Origin of the sequence: Hydrotalea sandarakina, assembly GCF_003254115.1 — a bacterium.
Classification (GTDB): Bacteria; Bacteroidota; Bacteroidia; order Chitinophagales; family Chitinophagaceae; genus Hydrotalea; species Hydrotalea sandarakina.
This window is the reverse complement of sequence record NZ_QKZV01000001.1, coordinates 451,148-474,038: the sequence shown is the minus strand read 5'-3', so window position 1 is coordinate 474,038 and position 22,891 is coordinate 451,148. Positions and strand designations below refer to the sequence as shown.

Below are 22,891 nucleotides of genomic sequence, written 5' to 3'. Positions count from 1 at the left end.
TTTTTGTAATACTTTATTGTTAAAATCATTTTTCCAAATTTTTCTTTAAGTTTTTTCAATTATATTGCTGAAACACACAGATTTTATTTTAATAATATTAGCATTATGAATGATTTTTTTAAGCATTTTGCTCATGAGTTTCATCTGCCTTTACACAATCCTGTATTAATATTCTCGTTAATATTATTTATCATTTTATTGTCTCCTCTTTTACTGAAAAAACTAAATATACCGGGTATTATCGGACTAATTATTGCGGGTGTAATAATAGGGCCACATGGTTTTAATGTATTGGAAAAAAATTCTGCTGTTGATTTATTTTCCACCATTGGCTTGTTGTATATAATGTTTATTGCAGGTTTAGAATTAGATATTAATGAGTTTAAAGCCAATCAAAACAAAAGTTTTTTATTTGGATTCTTAACATTTATAGTACCCTTGGGTATTGGTTTTCCTGTTTGCCATTATTTGTTGGGATATGATTTTAATGCCAGTTTTTTAACTGCAAGTATGTTTTCAACACATACATTAGTTGCCTATCCAATTGTTAGTAAACTGGGTATAGCGAAAAATCAGGCTGTTGCCATTACCGTTGGTGCAACAGTATTAACAGATACTGCGGTACTTATCATTTTTGCCATTATTATGGGCAATCATGCCGGAACCTTGAATGCAGATTTTTGGATAAGATTATTAGTCTCTTTAACAATATTCTCGGCAATCATGTTCTTATTAATTCCACGAATTGCCAAATGGTTTTTCAGGGTTTTGGAAAGTGAAAAACATTCACACTATATTTTTGTATTGGCTGTTGTTTTCTTTGCTGCTTTCTTAGCCGAAGTGGCAGGCGTTGAACCAATTATAGGTGCTTTTGTGGCCGGGCTGGCTTTAAATAAATTAATTCCACATTCTTCTGCATTAATGAATAGAATTGAATTCATGGGCAATTCACTTTTCATTCCATTCTTTTTAATTTCAGTGGGTATGGTTGTGGATGTTAGTGTAATTACGCATGGCCCGGCAGCATTAATAGTAGCAGGCACATTAATTGCCGTTGCTTTATCGGGTAAATGGCTTGCTGCACTATTAACGCAACTCATACTAAAATATTCCAAAGAGCAACGACAATTAATTTTTGGTTTAAGCAGCTCGCATGCCGCAGCAACACTGGCTATTATTTTAATAGGCTTTAAAGCAAATATTATTGATGAAAATATTTTAAACGGTACCATATTATTAATTTTAGCAACCTGTGTTTTTGCCACCATTGCTACCGAAAAAGCTGCCAAGAAAATATTGCTGAATAAAGAAATGACGGAAGAAGCCATATTGGAATCGAGCAGTATGAATAGTGAGCAAATTTTAATTCCTACTGCTAATGTTGAAACGGTAGATAGAATTTTAGATCTTGCATTATTAATTAAGGATAAAAAATCAAGCAATCCAATTACTATCTTAACAGTTGTACCTAATGATGAAACGGCTGAAAAAAATATTATCCTTTCAAAAAACAAATTAGAAGCATATATACAACAAGCCTCTGCTACAGAAAATAAAGTAAATACCTTAACTACAATTGACCACAATGTATCAAGTGGTATTTCGCGAATTACACGTGAAGTGTTAGCCGATTATGTTATACTTGGCTGGCCTCACAAAAATGGTATTTTAGAAAGTTTAATTAGTGACAAGTTTGAAAATATTTTAAGCAAAATCAATAAAAATATTTTCATTACGCATTTAGCTACTCCCTTTGTTTACAATAAAAGAATAGTACTAATTATCCCTGCATTGGAAGAGTTAGAAACCGGATTTAGTGCATGGTTAAAAAAAATAATTTATTTATCACAAGAATTGACTATACCGGTATTGATTTTTGGTACCAATAAAACCTATGAAGCCATTCAAGAATATTGTGCAAGCCATAAAATTAATTTTATTCCGGCCTTTAAAGAGTTTTTGAATTGGGAAGACTTTTTAATTCTTTCCAGAAATATTACGAAAACAGATTTATTGGTATTTGTATCTTCAAGAAAAGGCTCCTTGTCATATAATCCATTTCTGGAAAACATACCTTATAAATTGGAAAAATATTTTGAAGCCAATAATAAAATTATCATCTATCCTGAACAAAATAATACTCATCTGGAAAATGAATATGATGGAATTCCGTTAGCACCTATTGCTAAGGGAATTGAAACCTCTATTGGAAAAGGTATTGATTTGATTTTCAAAAAGAAAAAAGATTGATTATGCAATAGGTTTCGCCTAATTTTATAACAACTAATCAATTAGTGTATGCCTTACCTTCATTTGTTTAAAAAAGAAGACATTTTATCGTTAGTGCGTATTCGTAGGTATGAAACAAAATTAGGTGAACGCGTACAAACAGTTTTGTCGGGTGCACAATTCAGAGATGCTATTGCCGATTCCGATGCGGATTTTGTTGTACTTGGAATTCCTGAAGATATTGGTGTAAAAGCAAATGAAGGAGTAGGGGGAACCAATACCGCATGGAATGCTTTTCTGCAATCATTTTTAAACATTCAAAGCAACGATTTTTTGGATGGTCGTGAAATTTTAATGGCAGGATATTTTGATTTTTCTTCTTTGGTTGATGTGATTGAAATAAATGCATTTAATTATGAAGAAAAAATTGATGCCTACCGACATGCAGTAAACACAATTGATGACACGGTTGAGCAATATATTCATGAAATAACACAACAAAAAAAAATACCTATCATCATTGGCGGAGGTCATAATAATGCCTATCCTTGTATAAAAGGTGCAGCAAAAGGCTGGTATAAAGCAGGTATAATTGATTTGCCGCAAATTAATGTAGTGAATTTAGATGCACACGCCGATTACAGGGCCATGGAAGGTAGACATAGCGGTAATGCTTTTCGTTACGCAGAGGAAGACGGTTATTTAGAAAAATATTGTATTCTGGGCTTACACGAAAATTATATTTCACAGAATATATGGATGGATATTGTAAACAATCCATTTATTGACTGTATTACTTATGAAGATATTTTTTTGCATGAAAAAAGAAGTTTTCAACAAGCATTAGCACATGCTGCTGCTTTTACTGAAGGCGGATTATGCGGTATTGAACTTGACGTTGATGCTATTGAAAATACTTTAAGTAGTGCCGGAAGCCCTTCGGGAATTAGCCCAATTCATGCTCGCCAATACCTGAACTTTATGGCTTGGAATACGCGGCCGGCTTATTTGCACATATGTGAGGCTGCCACCCGAATGGAGGATGGCAGACAAAGTAATACTACCGGAAAGTTGCTCAGTTATTTGGTTTCAGATTTCGTAAAAGCCATGCTTGCCCAGTTCTAATATTGTGGATAAAAAGTAGGATGAATTGAAAAATAGGAATATCTTTGTATATCCGTTCACCCTATTTGCCTTTCAATGAAAACATTTTTAAGCATACTTATGCTATTGTTTTCAATTGGTATTGCTGATGCGCAAAGGTTTTATGTAGATAACTTTGCCAAAAAAGATGCTTTTGCCGCCGAATTGGCGAATGTGTTAAATAACAGCAATAACCAATTCAATCAATATAAATTTAAGCCGGTGTTGCAACAACCGGAAGAATATGCTTTTAAAGTTCATTTATTTCAACTGAAAAAAATTTTACCCGGTGCCTTACAAGGCTACCTTTTTTCTGAAAGTCAAAGTAAAGTTTGGGTTGAATATACATTTGCACATACCAATTCCATTAATGAAGGCTTAGAGCAAATTAAGAGGTTGACTGCACAAATGTATAAGGCGTTAAATAGAAAATTAGTTATTAAAAATGGCAATTATCAACCGGAAAGCAATTTGGTTTTTGAGAAAAAAATGGCTTATGCGGTTAATAACGGTTTTTTCGATTTTAATATGTTTTTGCAGTTGAAGAAGAATAGTGCGGATAGTAGTTATAAGGTAATATTAAAAATTGTACCGCCTAAACCTGTTTATTATTATTGGGTTTTGAAACAACAGCCCATAGGTAGTTTTAATATGGCATTAGCTGTTAAATCAGGCGTAAATCATATTGAAAACACCATTCAAAAATCAGGTTGTCCGGTTGACATTATGCCTTTTCAATGCGATGGTCAAAGACAGCAAAATGATACCATGTTTTATAGCTACTCCAAGACAGGATTTGATGGTTTAGCAGACGCAATTAATGAATATCAGGCAGCTTTTGATAACGTAAAGGCCGCAATGGGTAATGGTTATGTGTACTTTTTACAAAGAACACATACCAGCAATGAACCTAAAGTAACTTTTGTAAAATTTTCAGATATAGATAAAGACAATGCACCTTTTGTAACCATGCAATTGGTTAAAACAAACCAGTATGCAACTATTTCAAAACTACAATATAAAATTGTTTTGGAATTTGCAATGCCGGGATATTAACCTTCTAATTCCATTAATTTTTCAAACAAGCTTTCATAGTTAGCTTGCGCTTCATTCCATTTTTGTACAACAGTTTGATACGCTTTCTCTAATTCAGCCATTTTTTGAGGTTCCTTATAAATATTAGGGTGTGCCAATGACATTTCAAGTTCCAACTTTTGTTCATTTAAATGTTCCAGTAAAGCTTCTGTTTGTTGAAACTTTTTTTGAACTTGTGCATATTCCTTTTTTTGTGCATTACCGGTATTTTGTTTTTTCTGCTCTGTATCAGTATTTTTTGGAGGAGTTGATTTTATGGGTTCCTGGGCTGAATTTTTAGCTGAATTTTGTTGTTTAGCCATTCGCTCATTCCAATCCAGCCATTCACGATAAGTGCCTTTGAATTCCTTTATTTGTTGATCAACAATTTCCCAAATTTTATTGGCAGTTTTATCAATAAAAAAACGGTCGTGGCTCACCAACAAATAACTTCCTTCATATTTATTTAAAGCTTCTGCCAACAGTTCAACCGAATGCATGTCTAAATGGTTGGTAGGTTCATCTAATATTAAAAAATTACTTCTACTAACAATTACCTTGGCCAATGCTACACGTGCCTTTTCACCTCCACTGAGCAAACGAATTTTTTTATCAATATCATCACCGCCAAATAAAAAGCAACCTAATAAACTGCGCAATTCCAGATCAGTTTTGTTACTCCCACAGGATTGCATTTCTTCTAAAATAGTATTGTTTAAGTTTAATGCTTCCAATTGATGTTGGGCATAAAAGCTTTCTTGAACATTGTGCCCCCAAATTCTATTCCCTTCCTGGGTTTCCGTTCCGGCAATAATTCTAAGTAAAGTGGATTTTCCCTTTCCGTTTGCGCCTATTAAAGCAATTTTGTCGCCTCTTTCAATTTCGGCATGTGCATTATTTAATAATGTTATGTCGCCAAAGCTTTTATGAATGTTTTTGAGTTCACAAATAATTTTACCGGGTTGTTTTTCTATCTGAAAATTAATTTTAATGTTTGGCCTTTCTATGTTCACGTTTTCTAATCGATCTATTTTTTCCAATCTTTTTATGGCACTTTGTGCTGCCGCAGCTTTGGTGGCTTTCGATCGAAAACGCTCAATAAAACGTTCTTGTTGTCGAATATAATCCTGCTGATTTTCATATGCTTTTTGCTGTAATTCAATGCGTAGTTCCTTTTCTTTTTCGTAATAATCAAAGTTACCCGCATAAATGTGGAGCTGTTGTTGGTATAACTCCACAATTTTATTCACCATTTTATTCAAAAAATATTTATCGTGACTTACTATTACCACACTTCCCTGGTAATGTTTTAAATATTTTTCTAACCATTCAATAGAAGGTAAGTCAAGGTGGTTGGTAGGTTCATCCAATAACAAAACATCAGGTTGTTGTAGAATCATTTTGGCTAACAGAACCCGCATTCGCCAACCGCCACTAAATTGTTTATAGGGTTTTTGCAAATCGGAGTTTTGAAAGCCAAGGCCTTGTAATACTTCTTCCGTTTTATGATGAATGGTATATCCTCCCGCTTCTTCTAACTCATGCAATTTATGGGTATATTCCATTAGTAATGCTTCTGTTTCCGTTGTTTCTAATTGTTTCGCAATGGCTTCAATTTCTTTTTCCAGTTGTTTTACTTTTTCAAATGCACCCATTGCAACTTCTAAAATAGAATCATTCGTATCAAAACTTAATAGGTCTTGATGTAAGTAACCAATGGTGGTATCTTTTCCTTTTTCAACCACCCCTTTTGTAGGAGTATATTCACCCACTAATACTTTCAAAAGTGTTGATTTACCCGTACCATTATACCCAATCAATCCAACTCTGTCACCGGGTTGTATATGCCAGGTAGCATCTTCAACAATTATTCTTGAACCAAATTCAAATGTTACATTTTGTAAGCCTATCAGCATTTTAAAACAGTATGATTTCGGCAAAGATATATTTAGGGTAGGAATGAAGCGAATGTAAATTTATATATTGGAATTATTTTATGTAATATTTATGATTCTATTTTCCTACATTTGAATTTAACCTTTAAATAAAGTAAGATTATGTGCAAAGTAGTTAATGGTTGTTTAAGTGTAATGCTTTTAATAGGATTAATAGCCTGTAAGCAAAAGGACAAGAAGGTTGATGTTTCTCCAAATGTAGATTCGCCTTTAATGGTTTCAAAGCACCAAACACAGTTTGATTCAATTTTTACTAATTTTCTTCAGCAATATTATGACATATCAAATGCTTTATACAATCAGCAATTAAACAATGCCAATGCTGCTGCAGAAAATATGATAATAGCAAGTGATAGTTTGCCTTTTAACTTACTTAAAGCAGACTCAATTATTATTGAAACTGCGAAAGAAAATGTTACCGGAATACAGGCTGATTTAAAGGGATTGGTTGCTGAAACCTCTTTGCAAGAAAAATTAAAAGATTTTGCTACGATAAGCCAAGCATTGTACGACCTTGTTAGAACTGTTCAATACAGCAAAGCTCCGGTTTATCATTTTCATTGTGATAAAGCATTCAACAATGCGGGTGCAGATTGGTTAAGTAATTCAACAACCATTCAAAATCCGTACTTACCCGGAAGTAAAATTGTTTGTGGTACTTTGGTTGATTCTTTAAAATTTAATCAATAAAAATTGTTATTTATTCAATAAGTTCGTTGTACTTGTACCGTTTTGGGTTTATAAGTTATTATTACTTTGGCATTATTACTTTCATCGGATGTAATGAATATTTCATGTCGCTCGTTACCTGCCGTAATTACCATTAATGCGGTATTTGGTGGAACATCTCCTAAGTTATTGGCATAAGTAATAATTTCATGAGTTGGTGCTTCAGTTGATAAATGCAAATTGATAGTAATGGGTTTTTCACTTAATCGGGCATGATTAACAACCAATTTATTGTTATCAAATACAGTTATGCTGTCATTATCAATAACCCCATTGTCATAAAAATCAATTTTAACATCTGCTGCATTTACAAAAATTTCTTTTACTAATTTATTTTTCCTTGTAGTTATTTCTGCGGGTGGGGGCAAAGTCACTTCTTTTTTAGTTTCTGGGTGGGTTGTATCAATTAAATTCAATTTTAATTCGTTTGGCTTAGGTTGAATAGCCAAGTTGGGTTGTGTTTGTTTTTTTGGTGAATTAGACTTGTTAATGTTTTCAATTTGTTGAATAATAGCATTAATGGCGTTTGTATTGGCAAAATTTAATTCACCCTGAAATTGGGGTAATTTACTCATTAATGCTGCTTTACTTTTGGGTCCCCATTTGCCATCGGGAGTTAATCCTAATGCTTGTTGAATTTTTTGTATGTTTTTATTCGCAATATCGGCAGTATTTCCAGTTGGTAAATCAGAATTATTATTTTGCTTTACTTGAGGATTTTGTTTTAAAAAAGGTGCCGGTTCAAAATCTGATTCTGCAACTTTCATTAAATAAACCGTACCACTGCCACAATCATTTTTGTCTTTTTCACCTATACTTGAAAATGTACCACTTAAAATTTGTTGTTTACCATCCTTGCTGTAATCTAAATAGCAGGTCATTAAACAGGGCACACTTAAATCGCTGGCTTTAATTTCCAGCATTTTCGTTTCTTTAATAATAATATTTTTTGTAGAAGGTGTAAACAATCCTTTAAATGCCGCTTTTCCGTAAAAAACGGTTGTTTTATATGAATAGGTTACCCCTTCTAAAGCCTTATTGGGTAATTCATTAATTTGAACTTCATATTTATAACGATCTTCAACAAATTGCCCTGAAAATGGATTATAATTTTTTTGTATAAAAAAACCACGCCAAATGCCCGTTAAATTTTGTGCAGGTAAGGCAATGATACTTGAACAGGCAGCAATAAATAAAACAACAAAACGGTACATATTTACAAAACTAAGCCTCTTTATTTCCATAATGACATAACAAACCGTTAAGTTTTTTTAGGTAAATTAAAGCAAAAAAAAATCTCTGCATGCAATTTGTTACCTTTGTTCTTCGCAAAAAATACATTTAAAATTAAATATGATAGAAATTCGCTTCCCAGATGGTGCCGTACGTTCATTTCCCAAAGGCACTACTGCATTAGAAATTGCCAAATCAATCAGTGAAGGATTAGCAAAGAAAGTTTTGGCCGCTAAAGTAAACGGCGTTGTTATAGATGCAACTCGCCCCATTGAAGAAAATGCTACATTACAATTGCTTACATGGGATGATACAGAGGGGAAACAAACGCTTTGGCATTCATCAGCACATTTAATGGCAGAAGCTGTTGAATCTATGTTTCCTGGAGTAAAGTTTTGGGTAGGCCCTGCCATTGATCATGGATTTTATTATGACATGGATTTGGGTGATAGAAAAATTTCGGAAGAAGATTTGCAGGCTTTGGAAAAGAAAATGAATGAATTAGCTAAACAGGGCAATGTTTATATTCGAAAAGCAATGCCCAAACAAGAAGCAGTGGCTTATTTTACTGAAAAAGGCGATGAGTATAAACTAGATTTACTTCAAAATTTAAACGATGGTGAAATTACTTTTTATACACAAGGAAATTTTACCGATTTATGTCGTGGGCCCCATATTCCCAATACAAGTTTTATAAAGGCTATTAAACTAACAAATATAGCCGGTGCCTATTGGAAAGGCGATGAGCACAATAAGCAACTTACCCGAATATATGGCATTACTTTCCCTAATCAGAAAGAATTAGATGCATACTTAACCATGCTGGAAGAGGCCAAAAAACGCGATCATAGAAAATTAGGGAAAGAACTGAGTATTTTCACCATGGATGATGATGTAGGGCCAGGTTTACCTTTATGGATGCCCAATGGAACCATTATTATTGAAGAATTAGAAAAATTGGCCAAGGAAACCGAAGAAGATGCAGGTTATAAACGCGTGGTAACACCGCATATTGCAAAAGAAAGCATGTATTTAACCAGCGGACATTTACCTTATTATGCCGATAGTATGTTTCCGCCCATGGAAATGGATGGTGAAAAATATTATTTAAAAGCCATGAATTGTCCCCATCACCATAAAATTTATGCGGCAGAACCCAAAAGCTATCGCGATTTACCGTATCGTATTGCAGAATATGGTACTTGTTACCGATATGAGCAAAGTGGTGAACTGTTTGGTTTAATGCGTGTACGTTGTTTACACATGAATGATGCCCACATTTATTGTACCAAAGAGCAGTTTGCGGAAGAATTTAAGGCCGTAAACAATATGTATTTAAAATACTTTAAATTGTTTGGCATTGATAAGTTTGTAATGCGTTTGTCATTGCATGATCCTGCTAAATTGGGCCAAAAATATGTGAATGAACCAAAGCTGTGGTTAGAAACAGAAGACATGGTTCGTAAAGTGTTGCAGGAAACCAATACACCATTTATTGAAGTGCCGGATGAGGCAGCATTTTACGGCCCCAAAATAGATGTTCAAATTTGGAGTGCCATAGGCAGAGAATTTACCCTTGCAACCAATCAGGTTGATTTTAATTCTGGTAGAAAATTCTCATTAACATATACAACAGCCAATAATGATACTGATATTCCGCTCATTATTCACAGAGCACCTTTAGGAACCCATGAAAGGTTTATTGGCTTTTTATTGGAACATTATGCCGGTAAATTTCCGGTATGGTTGGCCCCTCAACAAGTTATTATTTTACCTATTAGCGACAAATTTGCAGGATATGCAAATGAAGTAGCTTTAAAATTAAAAGCTAAACGTGTAAGGGTAACGGTTGATGAAAGGAACGAAAAAATAGGCAAAAAAATTCGTGAAGCTGAAATGATGCGTATTCCTTATATGCTGATTGTTGGCGAAAAGGAAATGAACGAACAACAACTTTCTGTACGCAGACAGGGTGTTGGTGATACCGGTACAGTTTCAATTGACAATTTTGTTCAGAACATAGTAGCAGAAATTATGGAAAGGAAATAGCTTGCTTGGCAATTTTTAATCATTATTTTTACACCAAAATTTAAAATCAAACCCATTTTTAATGGCATTATCAACAAGAAGTAACAATGGCGGAAATGGAGGAAAAATGAATCCGCGTTTTCAAAAAAATCAGGAAGCAGAACATCGAATTAACGAACGAATCAGGGCCTCACAAGTGCGATTAGTAGGCGACAATGTAACAGTTGGTATTTATCCCTTACAAGAAGCATTAAAAATAGCAGCAGAACAAGAGCTGGATTTAGTAGAAATTTCACCCAATGCAGACCCCCCTGTATGTAAAGTAATTGATTATAAGAAGTTTTTATACGAAAAAAAGAAGAAGGAAAAAGAAATGAAAGCCAATGCCAAGCAAAGCGAGGTAAAAGAAATTCGCTTTACGCCAGGCACTGACGATCATGACTTCGATTTTAAATCAAAACATGCGGAAAAGTTTTTGCAAGACGGCAATAAGGTAAAGGCTTATGTTCAATTTAAAGGAAGAGCTATTCAATTTAAAGAGCGAGGGGAATTAATTTTATTGAAATTTGCAGAGCGCTTAGCTGAAATAAGTCAGCCGGAAAGCTTGCCAAAATTAGAAGGTAAAAGAATGTTTTTAATGTTGACACCCAAAACAGCCAAGAAGAAAAAAGAGTCTGCTTAAAATTTACTTAACTGTTTTTCATTTAAAGCCACTTTTAAAAACCAAAGTGGCTTTTTTTATGTTCTATAATGAAGCATTTGATAAACATCAAATAAAATTTACCATTCATCCATTTTAACATTGCAAACCCAATAAAAACAGATTTGCTTCAAAATAGCAAAGTAATTTTGCAATTTCTTAAGCAACCCAAATTAGTTACATAATGCACAAAAAATTACTGGCAATTTTTGCATTTATATTTTCATTTTTTCAAGCTAATGCTTTTTACGACAATTCAAACAATAATATTACTGGGAAAGTAATTGATGCTGCAACAAAACAACCTATTGAATATGCCACCGTTACGGTACTAAACAAAAGCACCAAAAACACAGTGAATGGTACGATTACTGACGCTACTGGCTCGTTTGTTATAAAAGGGTTAGCACCGGGTAATTATATTTTTAAAATTCAGTCACTTGGTTATAAAGACTATACGATTAATACAGTAACAGTACAAAAAAACACGCCTGTTCAATTACCGGTAGTGGAATTAACAAAACAAGAAAACGTACTACAAGACGTTACCGTTAGTGCCAAAAAACCGTTAGTTGAGAATAAAATTGATAAAATGGTTTTTAATGCTGAAAAGGATTTAACCTCTCAAAGTGGTGTAGCAACAGATTTATTGAAAAAAGTTCCAATGGTTTCAGTTGATGTAGATGGAAACGTTCAATTAGCAGGTAGTTCCAGCATTCAGTTCTTAATAAATGGTCGTCCTTCAACCGCTTTCGGAAATAATATTTCAGATGTATTACAGGCTATACCGGCCAGCCAAATAAAAAGTATTGAAGTAATAACTAACCCCGGAGCTAAATACGATGCTTCCGGTTTGGGTGGTATCATCAATATAATATTGAAAGATAACCAATCGAAAGGTGTAAATGGCAACTTATCATTAACTGCAGGAAGTTTGCTGCAAAATGGTTCATTTAATCTTACAGCACGCAAAAATAAATTTGGGGTCAATGCTTTTATAAGTGGTGGAACCAGATTACGTTCTACAACACCCAATTCGGTAGATAGAAATTCAATTGATACGAGTGCGAAAACCAATGTTCAGCTATTGCAAAATGGGGCCTCACAATTTACTCGGCACGGCATGCAGTCCGGTTTAGGTTTTGATTGGAATTTAGATTCCCTAAATAATTTAACCGGCGGTGTAAACTACAACTTATTTGGTTATGCCGGAACAGGCTATGTTAATCAAACTCAAATTACCACCGACATGTTAAATGGTGGTAACTTGTTATCAAATATTGCTTCATTAAGTAATTCAAATGGTGGATTTCATTTCCACAATATAGATGCAAATTTGAACTATAAACGTAAGTTCTCAAAACCCGATCAGGAATTGGACATTGCTTGGAATTCAAGTTTTGGTACCAATCATGGTTATTCAAACAGTGAACAATACTATGTGCCTTCAGATACCAAGTTTTTTGGAACACAAAATGATAATCCCGGTACCAATAATGTGCATGTAATGACCATTGATTATACACAACCATTTACTTCTAAAATAAAATTTGGTGCCGGTAGCAGAATTACTTTAACTGATATACACAGTACAGCCACTATTCACTCTTTAAACCCATACACCGAAGCTTATTATTATGATTCCTCTCAATCTAATTACTTAGATTATCATCAACAAGTCTATGCAGTGTATAGTGAATTAAGCTTCCCGGTTGGAACTTTGTTTGATGCACAAGTGGGTGGTCGTTATGAACGAACTGAAATTAACGATTATTATTCCAATGCTACAACGCAAGTTAAAACGCCCGGATATAATACTTTTGTTCCAAGTTTCTATTTCATCAGAAAATTATCTGGTAACTCAACTCTTAAGTTAAGTTATTCAAAACGCATTGAAAGGCCCAGTTATCAGGATTTAAATCCTTTTGTGAATACCAGCGACCCCAAAAATATTACTACCGGAAATCCCTATTTACAACCCCAAATCGGTAATCGGTATGAATTAGCTTACAACAAACAAATCAATAATGTTGGTTCATTTATGGTGGCTGCATTTTACAGAAATTCTAATCATGATATTCAACCCTATGTTTATTATTATCCCACATACAAAGTGGGCGACTCAACTTTTACCAATGTATCTGTAAGTACGCGTCAAAATATTGGCATTGAACGCAATATGGGTATGAATTTATTCGCCAGTATTGATGTTTCAAATGCGCTTAATTTACGCACCAATATGTTCTTTTATTATCGCGAACAAATTAATCAACTAGATCCGGGTTATAATGCAAATAGTTTCAACTACCATATTAATTTGAATGCCAGTTATCAATTTAAAAAGGATTTGGCAGCCGAGGCATTTGGTAATTTCCGTTCTGCAAGAAATGAAGTTCAGGGGCGTTATCCATCATTTACTACATACAGTTTAGCTATTCGCAAACAGTTTTGGAATAAAAAAGGCAGTTTGGCTTTAACAGCTGTAAATCCGTTTAATGAATATGTGAATATGCGCACAATTTTAAGCGGCCCTAACTTTACTACCAATAATTTACGACAAGTACCCTTCCGTTCGTTTGGATTAAACTTCACCTGGAAGTTTGGAAAGTTAGAATTTAAAAAAGATGATAAAGACAAACCCGACAATGGAAATCCGGGCGGGAATATGGACAATGGTTAGAAAAAATTTATATCTCTAATTTGTCAATTACCATTAGTGCATTTAACAGTTTGTTCCAGGCCACTTGCCATTCGTTATGAGCTTCATGCAAAGCAGCATGTTGTTCGTTAGAAAGTTTATCTTTTTTTTCTTTTAAAATATCATTCACTGCTTCAACAGATTGTTGATGTAATTCATTTAATTTTTTAGAAGAAGTATTTTCCATAATGTACTATTATTGCTTAAAGTTACAATGTTTTTATCTGTTTTAAAAAGACAGTTATTACGTTCAAAGATAAAAAAAGCAGCTTATTTAAAGCTGCTTTTGCAATAAAGATAAATTGATTAGTGATTAGGGTTCCTGCATAAATGGATATCCGTAATCAACCGGTGGGTTAAATGTTTCCTTTATAGTACGGGCACTTAACCAGCGATATAAGTTTAAAATACTTCCCGCTTTATCATTTGTACCACTTGCCCTTGCACCGCCAAAGGGTTGCTGACCAACTACTGCACCGGTGGGTTTATCATTAATGTAAAAATTACCGGCAGCATTTCTTAATCGTTCAGTTGCCAGTACAATGGCAGAGCGATCTTTAGCAATAATAGAACCGGTTAGTGCATAAGGTGAAGTGGTGTCAACTAATTCCAATACTTCTTCAAATTCATTGGCAGGATATACATACAAAGTAAGTACGGGGCCAAAAATTTCTTCACATAAAGTAACATACTTGGGATCTTCTGCCAATATAATGGTAGGCTGAATAAAATATCCTTCTTTTTTGCTGCATTCCCCGCCCACTAAAATACTTGCTTTTTTTGAACGCTTAGCGCCATCAATGTAAGCTTTGATTTTATCAAAACTTCTTTCATCAATAACAGCATTAATAAAATTGGAGAAATCTTCTACCGATCCCATTTTAAAACTATTTACCCCCGCTATTAATTTCTTCTTTATTTTTTCTGCCAAATTAGATGGTATATAGGCACGAGAAGCAGCAGAGCATTTTTGTCCCTGATATTCAAAAGCACCGCGTAATAATGCAGTAACGGCTACATCAACATCGGCAGATTTATGTACTAAAACAAAATCTTTACCACCGGTTTCACCAACAATACGTGGATAAGATTTATAATTCGCCATGTTTTTGCCAATTGTTTCCCACATTGTGTTAAATACACCGGTTGAACCGGTAAAGTGTACACCGGCAAAATCGCGATGGTTAAAACAAATTTTACCTAAAACAGGCCCATCCACATAAATTAAATTAATAACGCCGTGAGGCAATCCTGCCTCAAGCAATATTTGCATAAACATTTGTGCTGCAAATACCTGGGTATTGGCGGGTTTCCATACTACCACATTGCCACACATGGCAGCCGAAGTTGGTAAATTGCCGCTAATAGCCGTAAAGTTAAAAGGGGTAACTGCTACCACAAATCCTTCTAATGGCCTGTATTCCATACGATTATGCATTCCCGGCGCACTATTGGGTTGTTGCTTATATATTTCACTTAAATAATGAACATTAAAACGTAGAAAATCAATCAATTCGCAGGCACTATCAATTTCAGCTTGAAAAACATTTTTGCTTTGGCCAAGCATAGTAGCTGCATTAATGTAAGGACGATATTTTGTTGCCAGTAAATCGGCTGCTTTCAAAAAAATGCCGGCTCTGTCTTCCCAAGGCATAGCTGCCCAGTCATTTTTAGCAGCCAATGCAGCATCAATAGCTTGTTGAACATGTTTTTCATCGCCCATATGGAAATAGCCCAAAGTATGTTTTATTTCATGGGGCGGATGTAAAGCAATTTTTTTATTGGTTTTTACTTCTTTTGAACCAATATACATGGGTATATCGGCTGTTTGTGCCTTTAATTCTGCTATTGCTTTTTTTAGTAATTCCCTTTCTTTGCTACCGGGTGCATACTGTAAAACCGGTTCATTTGCCGGCATTGGATAATGAAATGTGCCTAAACTCATGGTGCTTGGTTTTATAATGAAAGTGCAAGTTACTAAACTTGTTTTGTTTAATAAGTAACAAAAGGCATTGTTCATGTTAAGTATAAATAGTATGCTAAATAATAGTTTCTTTGTAAATGGTGAAAAATTTTAGGCCATACATAGCATCCTTACCAATCGTTTTTAGAATAGTAACGCATTTTATCATTAGTAGGCGTAAGGCAAAACAATTTGCCCAAACTACCATAACAGAAATTGAAAAAAATTATTGCCATACCGTTAGTGAAAAAGTCAGAAAAAAAACAATTACAAGTTTTGCAATTTATAATCCCATTGTTTGTGATGCTTTCACCCAATTACATAAAAGATTTACTTCACAAGAAGAACAAAAATTGTTGGTTTATTATTTTGTAATGGCCTCGATGTATGATGATTTTTTTGATCATCATGAAATGAGTGTAGAAACAATAGAAAAGCTAACTTTTTTGGGTGATGCTTATATGCCGAAAACATTAGATGAGATGTTAATTCAATCCATTCATCGTTATTTATTGGCAAGGGTAAATAATAAAACCGATTACCTGAGTTTATTTGAGCATATGTTTACAGCACAAAAAGATTCTCTTTTACAATTTAATGCTGATATTGATACTGAAACGTTACTGTCAATTACCCATCGAAAAGGCGGATATGCCGTTTTAATGTGCTATTACTATCTGCAAGTTGTGGGTAGTGAAGCAGAAAAAAAATGTTGGTATTTATTAGGCACCATAATACAAATGATTAATGATTTGTTTGATACATTTAAAGACAGTCGTGCCGGAATTTATACTTTTGCTAATCATTCCGATTCGGTTACAGATATTAAAACTGCGTATAACAATCAAGTACAACTTCTGAAGAATGCCATCCGTGAAGTAAAAGCCAATCCGAGAAATAAACGTTTTTTTAATTATACCTTAGCAGCAGTGTATTGTTTAGGTTTTTTGGCTATTGAACAATTGGAAAAAGTAGCAGAAAAATATGGAAAGAAGCTTCCAAATTTTACTGAACTTAGTAGAAAGGATTTGGTGATTGACATGGAATTATACAAAAACAGAAAACGATGGATTAGTTTGTTTATGTTAGAAGGCTACTCACTGAATTAAATGTACATATGAATTTACCCATAGTTTTATTTGATGATGCAACATGGAGAGATGAATTTTATCCTTTTTCTGTAAATCATTCTATCGCTGACTTACGGTATGGCATTTATACCCAGTATGAGCGATGGGAAAAATTAACAGGTACTAAGGTTTATATTCAAACCATTGATTATTTATCGGCTTTGTATGAACCACCAACACAACCCGAAGCTGTTTTTGTTGCTGCGAATGTATTGCCTAATATGGAATTAATCAATTCTCTGCAACAATTATCAAAACAGCAGGGTTTAATTTATGCAAAAGAAAAAATTGCCTATAGAGGTAATTTAGAAGAAGCAAAAGCTTATTTTAACACAAATTCAATTAGTACCTCTGAAAAAAATATTCCTTTCAATGGAACGTTAATCTGTATTAATTCTGCCATTGATTTGCTTGCTAAAAATGCTGCTATTATTGCATCCGATTTTCAATTTGTTATTGCTAAACAGCAAAACAATATCATCCATCCTTCTAATTATGTTGAAAATACTGAAGCTATTCATATTGCTTCCGGAGCAACAGTAAAAAATGTGAGTCTGAATGCTGCTGATGGGCCAATATATATTGCAGATAATGCTTTAATTATGGAAGGCTCATTTTTACGTGGCCCCATTGTTGTTGGCAAAAATTCTGTGGTTAAAATGGGATCAACAATTTATGGCGGAACATGCATAGGTAATAATTGCACAGTAGGGGGGGAAGTAAAAAATAGTATAATCATGGATTTTAGTAATAAAGCACATCATGGATATTTAGGCGATAGTATTATTGGCAACTGGTGTAATATTGGGGCCGGTGCCAGTAACAGTAATATAAAAAATAGTGGTGAACAGGTTACTGTTTGGAATGATAGCCTAAAAAAGTACAGTACCCCTGTGCAAAAATGTGGTGTGTTAATGGGCGATTATACCCGTATTGCCATTAATGCGTCTATTAACACTGCAACAGCTATCGGCATTGCTTGCAATGTATTTGGAGCAGGTTTATTGCCGCGTCATTTCCCACATTTTTCATTTGGCATTGAAAAAAAGTATTCCATTGAACAGGCTTTAAAAGAAATTCAGCAGTGGAAAAGCTTTAAAAATTCTTCCACTACAAATCAGGAAATAAAAGTGTTACAGCATATCTTTGAACAACTTACATAAATGTATTTTATAATTAATTCTTTTCAACCATGCGTAAACAAATAGCAGCAGCTAACTGGAAAATGAACTTAAATGCTGATGAAGCACATCAATTATTGACCAAAATACTACATACTAAACTGGCGCTTAAGCCCGGCCAGGAAATTATTTTTGCTGTTCCTTTCCCATATATATCTATGGCAGTTAAAAAGTGTGCTGAGCATAACAACGTATTTGTTGCCGCACAAAATTGTTCCGATAAAACATCAGGCGCCTATACCGGAGAAACTTCTGCAATTATGTTACAATCCGTTGGTGTGCAGTATGTGATAATTGGCCATAGCGAAAGAAGAGAATATTTTAATGAAACCAACGAAGTTTTAGCTAAGAAAATTGATCAATGTTTAAGCCATGGTTTAAAACCTTTGTTTTGTTGCGGTGAACCGCTGTCTATTCGGGAAGAAGGAAAAGAAAAAGAGTTTGTTGCCGAGCAGTTAAAACAATCGTTGTATCATTTAACTGCCGATCAATTGCAACAAATTGTAATTGCCTATGAACCCATTTGGGCTATTGGAACCGGCAAAACAGCTACTACACAACAAGCTCAAGATATGCATGCTTTTATTCGCCAACAAATTGAATTAAAGTATGGTCATCACATTGCTCAAACCATTTCTATTTTGTATGGTGGAAGTGTGAAAGCTGCAAATGCAAAAGATTTATTCTCACAACCTGATGTTGATGGGGGCTTAGTAGGTGGCGCTTCATTGAATGCGGAAGAATTTATTACCATTATTCAATCGTTAGATTAATGCCTATTAAACGCAGTGAGGCAATGCAGCCGCTTTCGCGGCAACACCACAATGCATTATTGTTTTGTTTGTTATTGAAAAAAGGTATAGCCAAAAAGGCAGACAATAGCGTAATGAAAGACTTTTGTATTTCTTTTTGGGAAAACGATTTAATGCATCATTTTCAATTAGAGGAGGATTTGCTGTATTCTTTAGGAAATACATATCCTGTATTGCAATCCGGCTTATTGCAAATGAAAGATGAACATACAGCGTTACAACAATACATGAACCAAATAAAAATACATGTTACCTATGCTATTTTAACGGAATATGTGAATTTATTGGAAAAACATGTACGTTTTGAAGAACGGATTCTATTCCCGCATATTGAAAACACAATCAACAGTAACATTTTACAACAAATTGGAAAAGCCTTAGTACAGGAAGAAGAACATAATTGTTTGCAATATCCGATTCATTTTTGGGAGTAAATATTTATACAAATTGAATATTGAGGGTAGCCGGTTCGTAATCATCTAACTTATCTAAATATAAAATGGTACTGTTTCCATCTTCTGATGGATGATACATGGGTTTGAACTTGGCACCATATACAAATTCTCGATAAGTGTAGGATGTTCTTGTTACAACTGTTGAAGAAAAGCTTTCATCAAATCCTTCTAAAAATACCAACAACTCGGTTTCTGCTGCTTCAATATCCTCTTTTTTTAGTCCATAAAGCGGGCTGTCATGATTAATTGGATGAACCAAAGTCCAGTTAGACATTAGTGTAGATGCTTTGTTTATATCTAAAGCGGCACTAAAAAAGCGCGTTTTCACAACACCTTCTTCAAATACCTTCATTGATATGGTAAAACGAGCCTCTGCATTTACTAAATAATTTTTGGTGTAAGGCACTAAACGCATCATTAGCGCAACGCCATCTTTAAAAGGCGCAAATAAAGCATGCGCACTATATTGAATGTAGGCTTTAGGACGAGCAAAACGTCCATACATTAAGCCTGTTGCAATGGCAAAACTTAATAGCCCGCAAAGCGCTTCTAATGAAGCAACAAAACTAGCCATAAATCCGACGGGACTAATTCTTCCATAGCCTACTGTTGTAAATGTTTGTGCACTAAAGAAAAATGCTTCACCAAATTTTTCGGTGGTCGAATGTGTTTCAATGCCGCCTAAATGTTCTAGGCCAATCCATAAATAAACACCGGCAAACAAAACATTAATTACAATAAAGAATATAACAACAATCAACAAAAAACGCCAAAGCGGCATGGATAATAGCGCATGATAAATATTTAATCGCTCAAAAAAACGCATTCCCTTCACCTGCAAATTAGGCGATCCATCCCTGTTTAACATTCGCCCACCAACCAAGCTGCTAACGGTACTTAATCCGGTATCTGTTTCGCTTTTAGCCTTTTTATTAATATGTTTTAAAAATAGCATGTTAGCCAATAATTTATTATCGAAAATAATGTATTTATGCAGTACACCGGGTTTATATTTGAACCAACAAAAAGTTACAGTACATTAAAAAGTGCAAATTATTTATCGATGAATATTACCAAACAATTAATGCAACAAATTATTGCTAGAACTTTTTTGGTAATTAGTTCTTTACTGGTAAATATTTGTTTAGCCCGATTTACAAATGCTGCTGAAATTGGGGTACTACTTTACATTACAGCAATTGGTGCATTCATTGTATTGGTGGGCGGAATGAGTTTAGAAAGTGCTTTTACTTATTATTCAGTGCAAAAAGCTATATCAAAAAAACAAATAATTACCCTAAGTTTTTGGCAGTTAATGGGTGTAATATTCCTATTGATACTAATGCAAATATTCTTTCCTCAATATTTTGAAAATGTTAGTCATAATTATCGCGTTAGCTTTTATGTTTTTATTGCCGGAACACTCATGACAAACTATTGTACGGCGGCTTTATTCGCATCACAGCATTTCATATTACCTAATTTGTTACAAACAGTTGGAAATATAGCATGCATTATATTTATTAGCATTTTATATTTCCATAACAACCATGCCCAAGTGCTATTTAAAACCTATTTCTATTTTGCAGGAATAAATGGCTTATTATTGTTTATGGCTTTGGTGTTTATAAAAAATGAGCAAATATTTAATAACCAACAACTAAAAAATAAGCAGCTTATTTATCGTTATGCATTACAAGCATTAGGTGCTAATTTATTATTCTTTTTGGTGTACAGATTAGACTATTGGTTTGTGCAGAAATTTACTTCAGCCACTGATGCGGGTAATTATATGCAGGCATCTAAATTAGCACAAATATTTATTTTAATACCTCAATTTATGGCACCCGTTATTTTTAATGCATCTGCCATGAAGCAGGATAATAAACTTCCGGTTTTCATCAACACAATTATTCAACTTTTTTTTCTTTTTTTTCTTCTTGTTGCTTTACTATTGATGTTGTTTGGGAATGCAATTATTACATTAGTGTTTGGCAATAGTTTTTCGAAAGTTGCTAATGTTATGCTTATTTTAATGCCCGGATTGTTTTTCTTGGCGGGGTTAAACTTGCTTTCAGCATACTTTAGTGGACTGAATAAAATATCCATCAACATAAAAGGCGCTGCGATGGCAGCATTAATTACTTTGGTAGGAAATATACTTATTATACCTTACTATCATATTTATTGGGCTGCAGCTATTACTTCATTTGCCTATGCAATTGCAGGAATATGGTCTTTGTATCATTTTAAAAAAATGAACGTTAATGTATTTTTTTTCAAAAAGCTTGACTGGCGAAAGTTTGCGCTAATTTTTCGAACAAAAAACTAAAGTATGCAGGTATTGTGGTTGGCAAGTTGGTATCCGGATGCGTTTGAACCTTATAATGGCGATTTCATTCAACGCAATGCCAGGGCCGTTGCTGAGCTAATGCCAATTACTGTTATACATGTTTTGCAGGCAGGCAGTAATATTCATTCAAAATATAAATTTGAAATCAACAAGCAGCAGCAACTGGAAGAATGGATTGTTTATTTTACTTTCAAGCCTACACCTATTAAAAAATTAAATACTTTTTTGTATCAACGTGCTTATAAACAATGCTATAAAAAAGTTTTAAAAAAGTATTTAACGGCCTATGGAAAACCATCTATTGTACATGTGCATGCCCCAATGCGTGCAGGTATCATTGCTAGAAAATGGTGCCAAAAAATGCACTTGCCTTATATCGTTTCAGAACATGCATCTATGTATGCAAAAACAGCAATAGATAGTTATTTCCAAAAGCCTATTTGGTATAAAAATGCGTTACGTAAAGTAATGCAACAAGCAGCAGTTGTCACCAACGTTTCATTCACCGTGGCAAATTCAATACAAAAAATATTCAATTTATCAACCGTAACAGTTATTCCCAATTTGGTGAATACCCAATATTTCCAATTTAAAGCTGAAACTCAATCCAATAAGTTTACTTTTTTACATGTTTCATCATTGCTGCCACAAAAAAATTTAACCGGAATACTGAAAACATTTGCACTTTTAAAAAATGAATTTCAACAATGGCAATTAGTGATTGTCGGGCCAAAATCGTCGGTTATTGAAGCTGAAATTGAGCAACTACAATTATCAGCATATGTGCATTTAACCGATGCCATACCTTATGAAAGTGTTGCTGCCTACATGCAACAAGCCAATGCATTGGTTTTGTTTAGTTGGCAGGAAAATGCGCCATGTGTCATTTTTGAAGCATTATGTTGCGGATTGCCGGTTATTACATCCTCTGCCGGTGGTGCAGCCGATTTTATTAATGAAAATAATGGAATAATTGTGCCACCGGGTGATGAAAAAGCTTTGTTGAATGCTTGCAGGCAAATGTTACAAGAATATGCAAAGTTCAATCGTTTTGCCATAGCTAAATCTGCAGTAAGGCAATTTGCACAACCAGTAATTGCATCGCAAATAGTGACTTTATATGAACCTTTTTTGGATAAGCAGGTAATTTAAATGTAAAAAATACAGGTAGTTGCTTAGTTGACCGCTATCCTTATATCTTTGCAGTT

The 22,891-nt window shown here is 34.1% G+C and carries 18 protein-coding genes; 13 read left to right on the top strand and 5 right to left on the bottom strand.

The annotated features are described in order from the left end of the window. The first annotated feature begins 105 nt into the window (after positions 1-105). From LX80_RS02105 to LX80_RS02095, 3 genes are all read left to right on the top strand, one after another. Positions 106-2,250 carry a cation:proton antiporter gene (locus LX80_RS02105; protein WP_111293370.1) on the top strand — a complete coding sequence of 715 codons (2,145 nt, stop codon included), beginning with the start codon at positions 106-108 and terminating at the stop codon, positions 2,248-2,250. A gap of 48 nt (positions 2,251-2,298) precedes the next feature. Beyond that, entirely contained in the window at positions 2,299-3,354 is a 1,056-nt protein-coding gene (locus LX80_RS02100) for a formimidoylglutamase (RefSeq protein WP_111293369.1), read from the top strand. 75 nt (positions 3,355-3,429) lie between these two features. Beyond that, a complete protein-coding gene (locus tag LX80_RS02095) occupies positions 3,430-4,428 on the top strand; it encodes a hypothetical protein (RefSeq protein ID WP_111293368.1) in 999 nt (332 codons plus the stop codon). Here LX80_RS02095 and abc-f read toward each other — a convergent pair. Beyond that, a complete protein-coding gene (gene abc-f, locus LX80_RS02090) occupies positions 4,425-6,362 on the bottom strand; it encodes a ribosomal protection-like ABC-F family protein (protein WP_111293367.1) in 1,938 nt (645 codons plus the stop codon). The two genes, LX80_RS02095 and abc-f, sit on opposite strands and share 4 nt — an antisense overlap. 141 nt (positions 6,363-6,503) lie before the next feature. On the opposite strand from abc-f, the gene LX80_RS02085 reads away from it, so the two are divergent. Beyond that, on the top strand, positions 6,504-7,091 hold the full coding sequence (locus LX80_RS02085) for a DUF3347 domain-containing protein (protein ID WP_111293366.1): 588 nt from the start codon (positions 6,504-6,506) through the stop codon (positions 7,089-7,091). Between the two features lie 14 nt (positions 7,092-7,105). Here LX80_RS02085 and LX80_RS02080 read toward each other — a convergent pair whose 3' ends face one another. Further along, positions 7,106-8,344, bottom strand: coding sequence for a hypothetical protein (locus LX80_RS02080; protein WP_111293365.1), 1,239 nt, complete (start codon positions 8,342-8,344; stop codon positions 7,106-7,108). Between the two features lie 139 nt (positions 8,345-8,483). Here LX80_RS02080 and thrS point away from each other — a divergent pair, with 139 nt between their 5' ends. The 3 genes from thrS to LX80_RS02065 all read left to right on the top strand — a co-directional run bounded on the left by thrS (position 8,484) and on the right by LX80_RS02065 (position 13,771). Further along, positions 8,484-10,412, top strand: coding sequence for a threonine--tRNA ligase (gene thrS / locus LX80_RS02075; protein WP_111293364.1), 1,929 nt, complete (start codon positions 8,484-8,486; stop codon positions 10,410-10,412). 61 nt (positions 10,413-10,473) lie between these two features. Further along, positions 10,474-11,073 carry a translation initiation factor IF-3 gene (gene infC, locus LX80_RS02070; protein ID WP_211307673.1) on the top strand — a complete coding sequence of 200 codons (600 nt, stop codon included), beginning with the start codon at positions 10,474-10,476 and terminating at the stop codon, positions 11,071-11,073. A gap of 202 nt (positions 11,074-11,275) precedes the next feature. Next, positions 11,276-13,771, top strand: a complete 2,496-nt coding sequence (locus LX80_RS02065) for a TonB-dependent receptor domain-containing protein (protein ID WP_111293363.1) — start codon at positions 11,276-11,278, stop codon at positions 13,769-13,771. Between the two features lie 7 nt (positions 13,772-13,778). Here the strand turns inward: LX80_RS02065 and LX80_RS02060 are convergent, their stop codons facing one another. Both LX80_RS02060 and pruA read right to left on the bottom strand, forming a co-directional pair. Further along, positions 13,779-13,976 (bottom strand): hypothetical protein, encoded by a 198-nt coding sequence (locus LX80_RS02060; protein WP_111293362.1) that lies wholly within the window; start codon positions 13,974-13,976, stop codon positions 13,779-13,781. Positions 13,977-14,102: 126 nt separating this feature from the next. After that, the gene (pruA, locus tag LX80_RS02055) at positions 14,103-15,734 is read right to left on the bottom strand and encodes an L-glutamate gamma-semialdehyde dehydrogenase (RefSeq protein WP_111293547.1); all 1,632 of its coding nucleotides are present in this window, start codon (positions 15,732-15,734) and stop codon (positions 14,103-14,105) included. 116 nt (positions 15,735-15,850) lie between these two features. Between pruA and LX80_RS02050 the strand changes: the two genes are divergently transcribed. Genes LX80_RS02050 through LX80_RS02035 form a run of 4 tightly spaced genes read left to right on the top strand, consistent with a single transcriptional unit; the run spans position 15,851 to position 19,309 of the window. After that, positions 15,851-16,861, top strand: coding sequence for a class 1 isoprenoid biosynthesis enzyme (locus LX80_RS02050; protein ID WP_111293361.1), 1,011 nt, complete (start codon positions 15,851-15,853; stop codon positions 16,859-16,861). Positions 16,862-16,869: 8 nt separating this feature from the next. Then, entirely contained in the window at positions 16,870-18,045 is a 1,176-nt protein-coding gene (locus LX80_RS02045) for a putative sugar nucleotidyl transferase (RefSeq protein ID WP_111293360.1), read from the top strand. A 29-nt stretch (positions 18,046-18,074) separates the two neighbouring features. Continuing rightward, positions 18,075-18,836: a triose-phosphate isomerase gene (gene tpiA, locus LX80_RS02040; protein ID WP_111293359.1), complete on the top strand. Its 762-nt coding sequence runs from the start codon at positions 18,075-18,077 to the stop codon at positions 18,834-18,836. Next, a complete protein-coding gene (locus LX80_RS02035; RefSeq protein ID WP_111293358.1) occupies positions 18,836-19,309 on the top strand; it encodes a hemerythrin domain-containing protein in 474 nt (157 codons plus the stop codon). Before tpiA ends, LX80_RS02035 begins: the two co-directional genes overlap by 1 nt. Positions 19,310-19,313: 4 nt before the next feature. Here LX80_RS02035 and LX80_RS02030 read toward each other — a convergent pair whose 3' ends face one another. Then, complete coding sequence (locus LX80_RS02030; protein ID WP_111293357.1) at positions 19,314-20,285, bottom strand: ion channel; 972 nt, start codon at positions 20,283-20,285, stop codon at positions 19,314-19,316. A gap of 108 nt (positions 20,286-20,393) precedes the next feature. Between LX80_RS02030 and LX80_RS02025 the strand changes: the two genes are divergently transcribed. Both LX80_RS02025 and LX80_RS02020 read left to right on the top strand, forming a co-directional pair. Next, a complete protein-coding gene (locus LX80_RS02025) occupies positions 20,394-21,662 on the top strand; it encodes a lipopolysaccharide biosynthesis protein (RefSeq protein WP_170120353.1) in 1,269 nt (422 codons plus the stop codon). A gap of 3 nt (positions 21,663-21,665) precedes the next feature. Next, positions 21,666-22,835 carry a glycosyltransferase gene (locus LX80_RS02020; protein WP_111293355.1) on the top strand — a complete coding sequence of 390 codons (1,170 nt, stop codon included), beginning with the start codon at positions 21,666-21,668 and terminating at the stop codon, positions 22,833-22,835. The last annotated feature ends 56 nt before the right edge of the window (positions 22,836-22,891 follow it).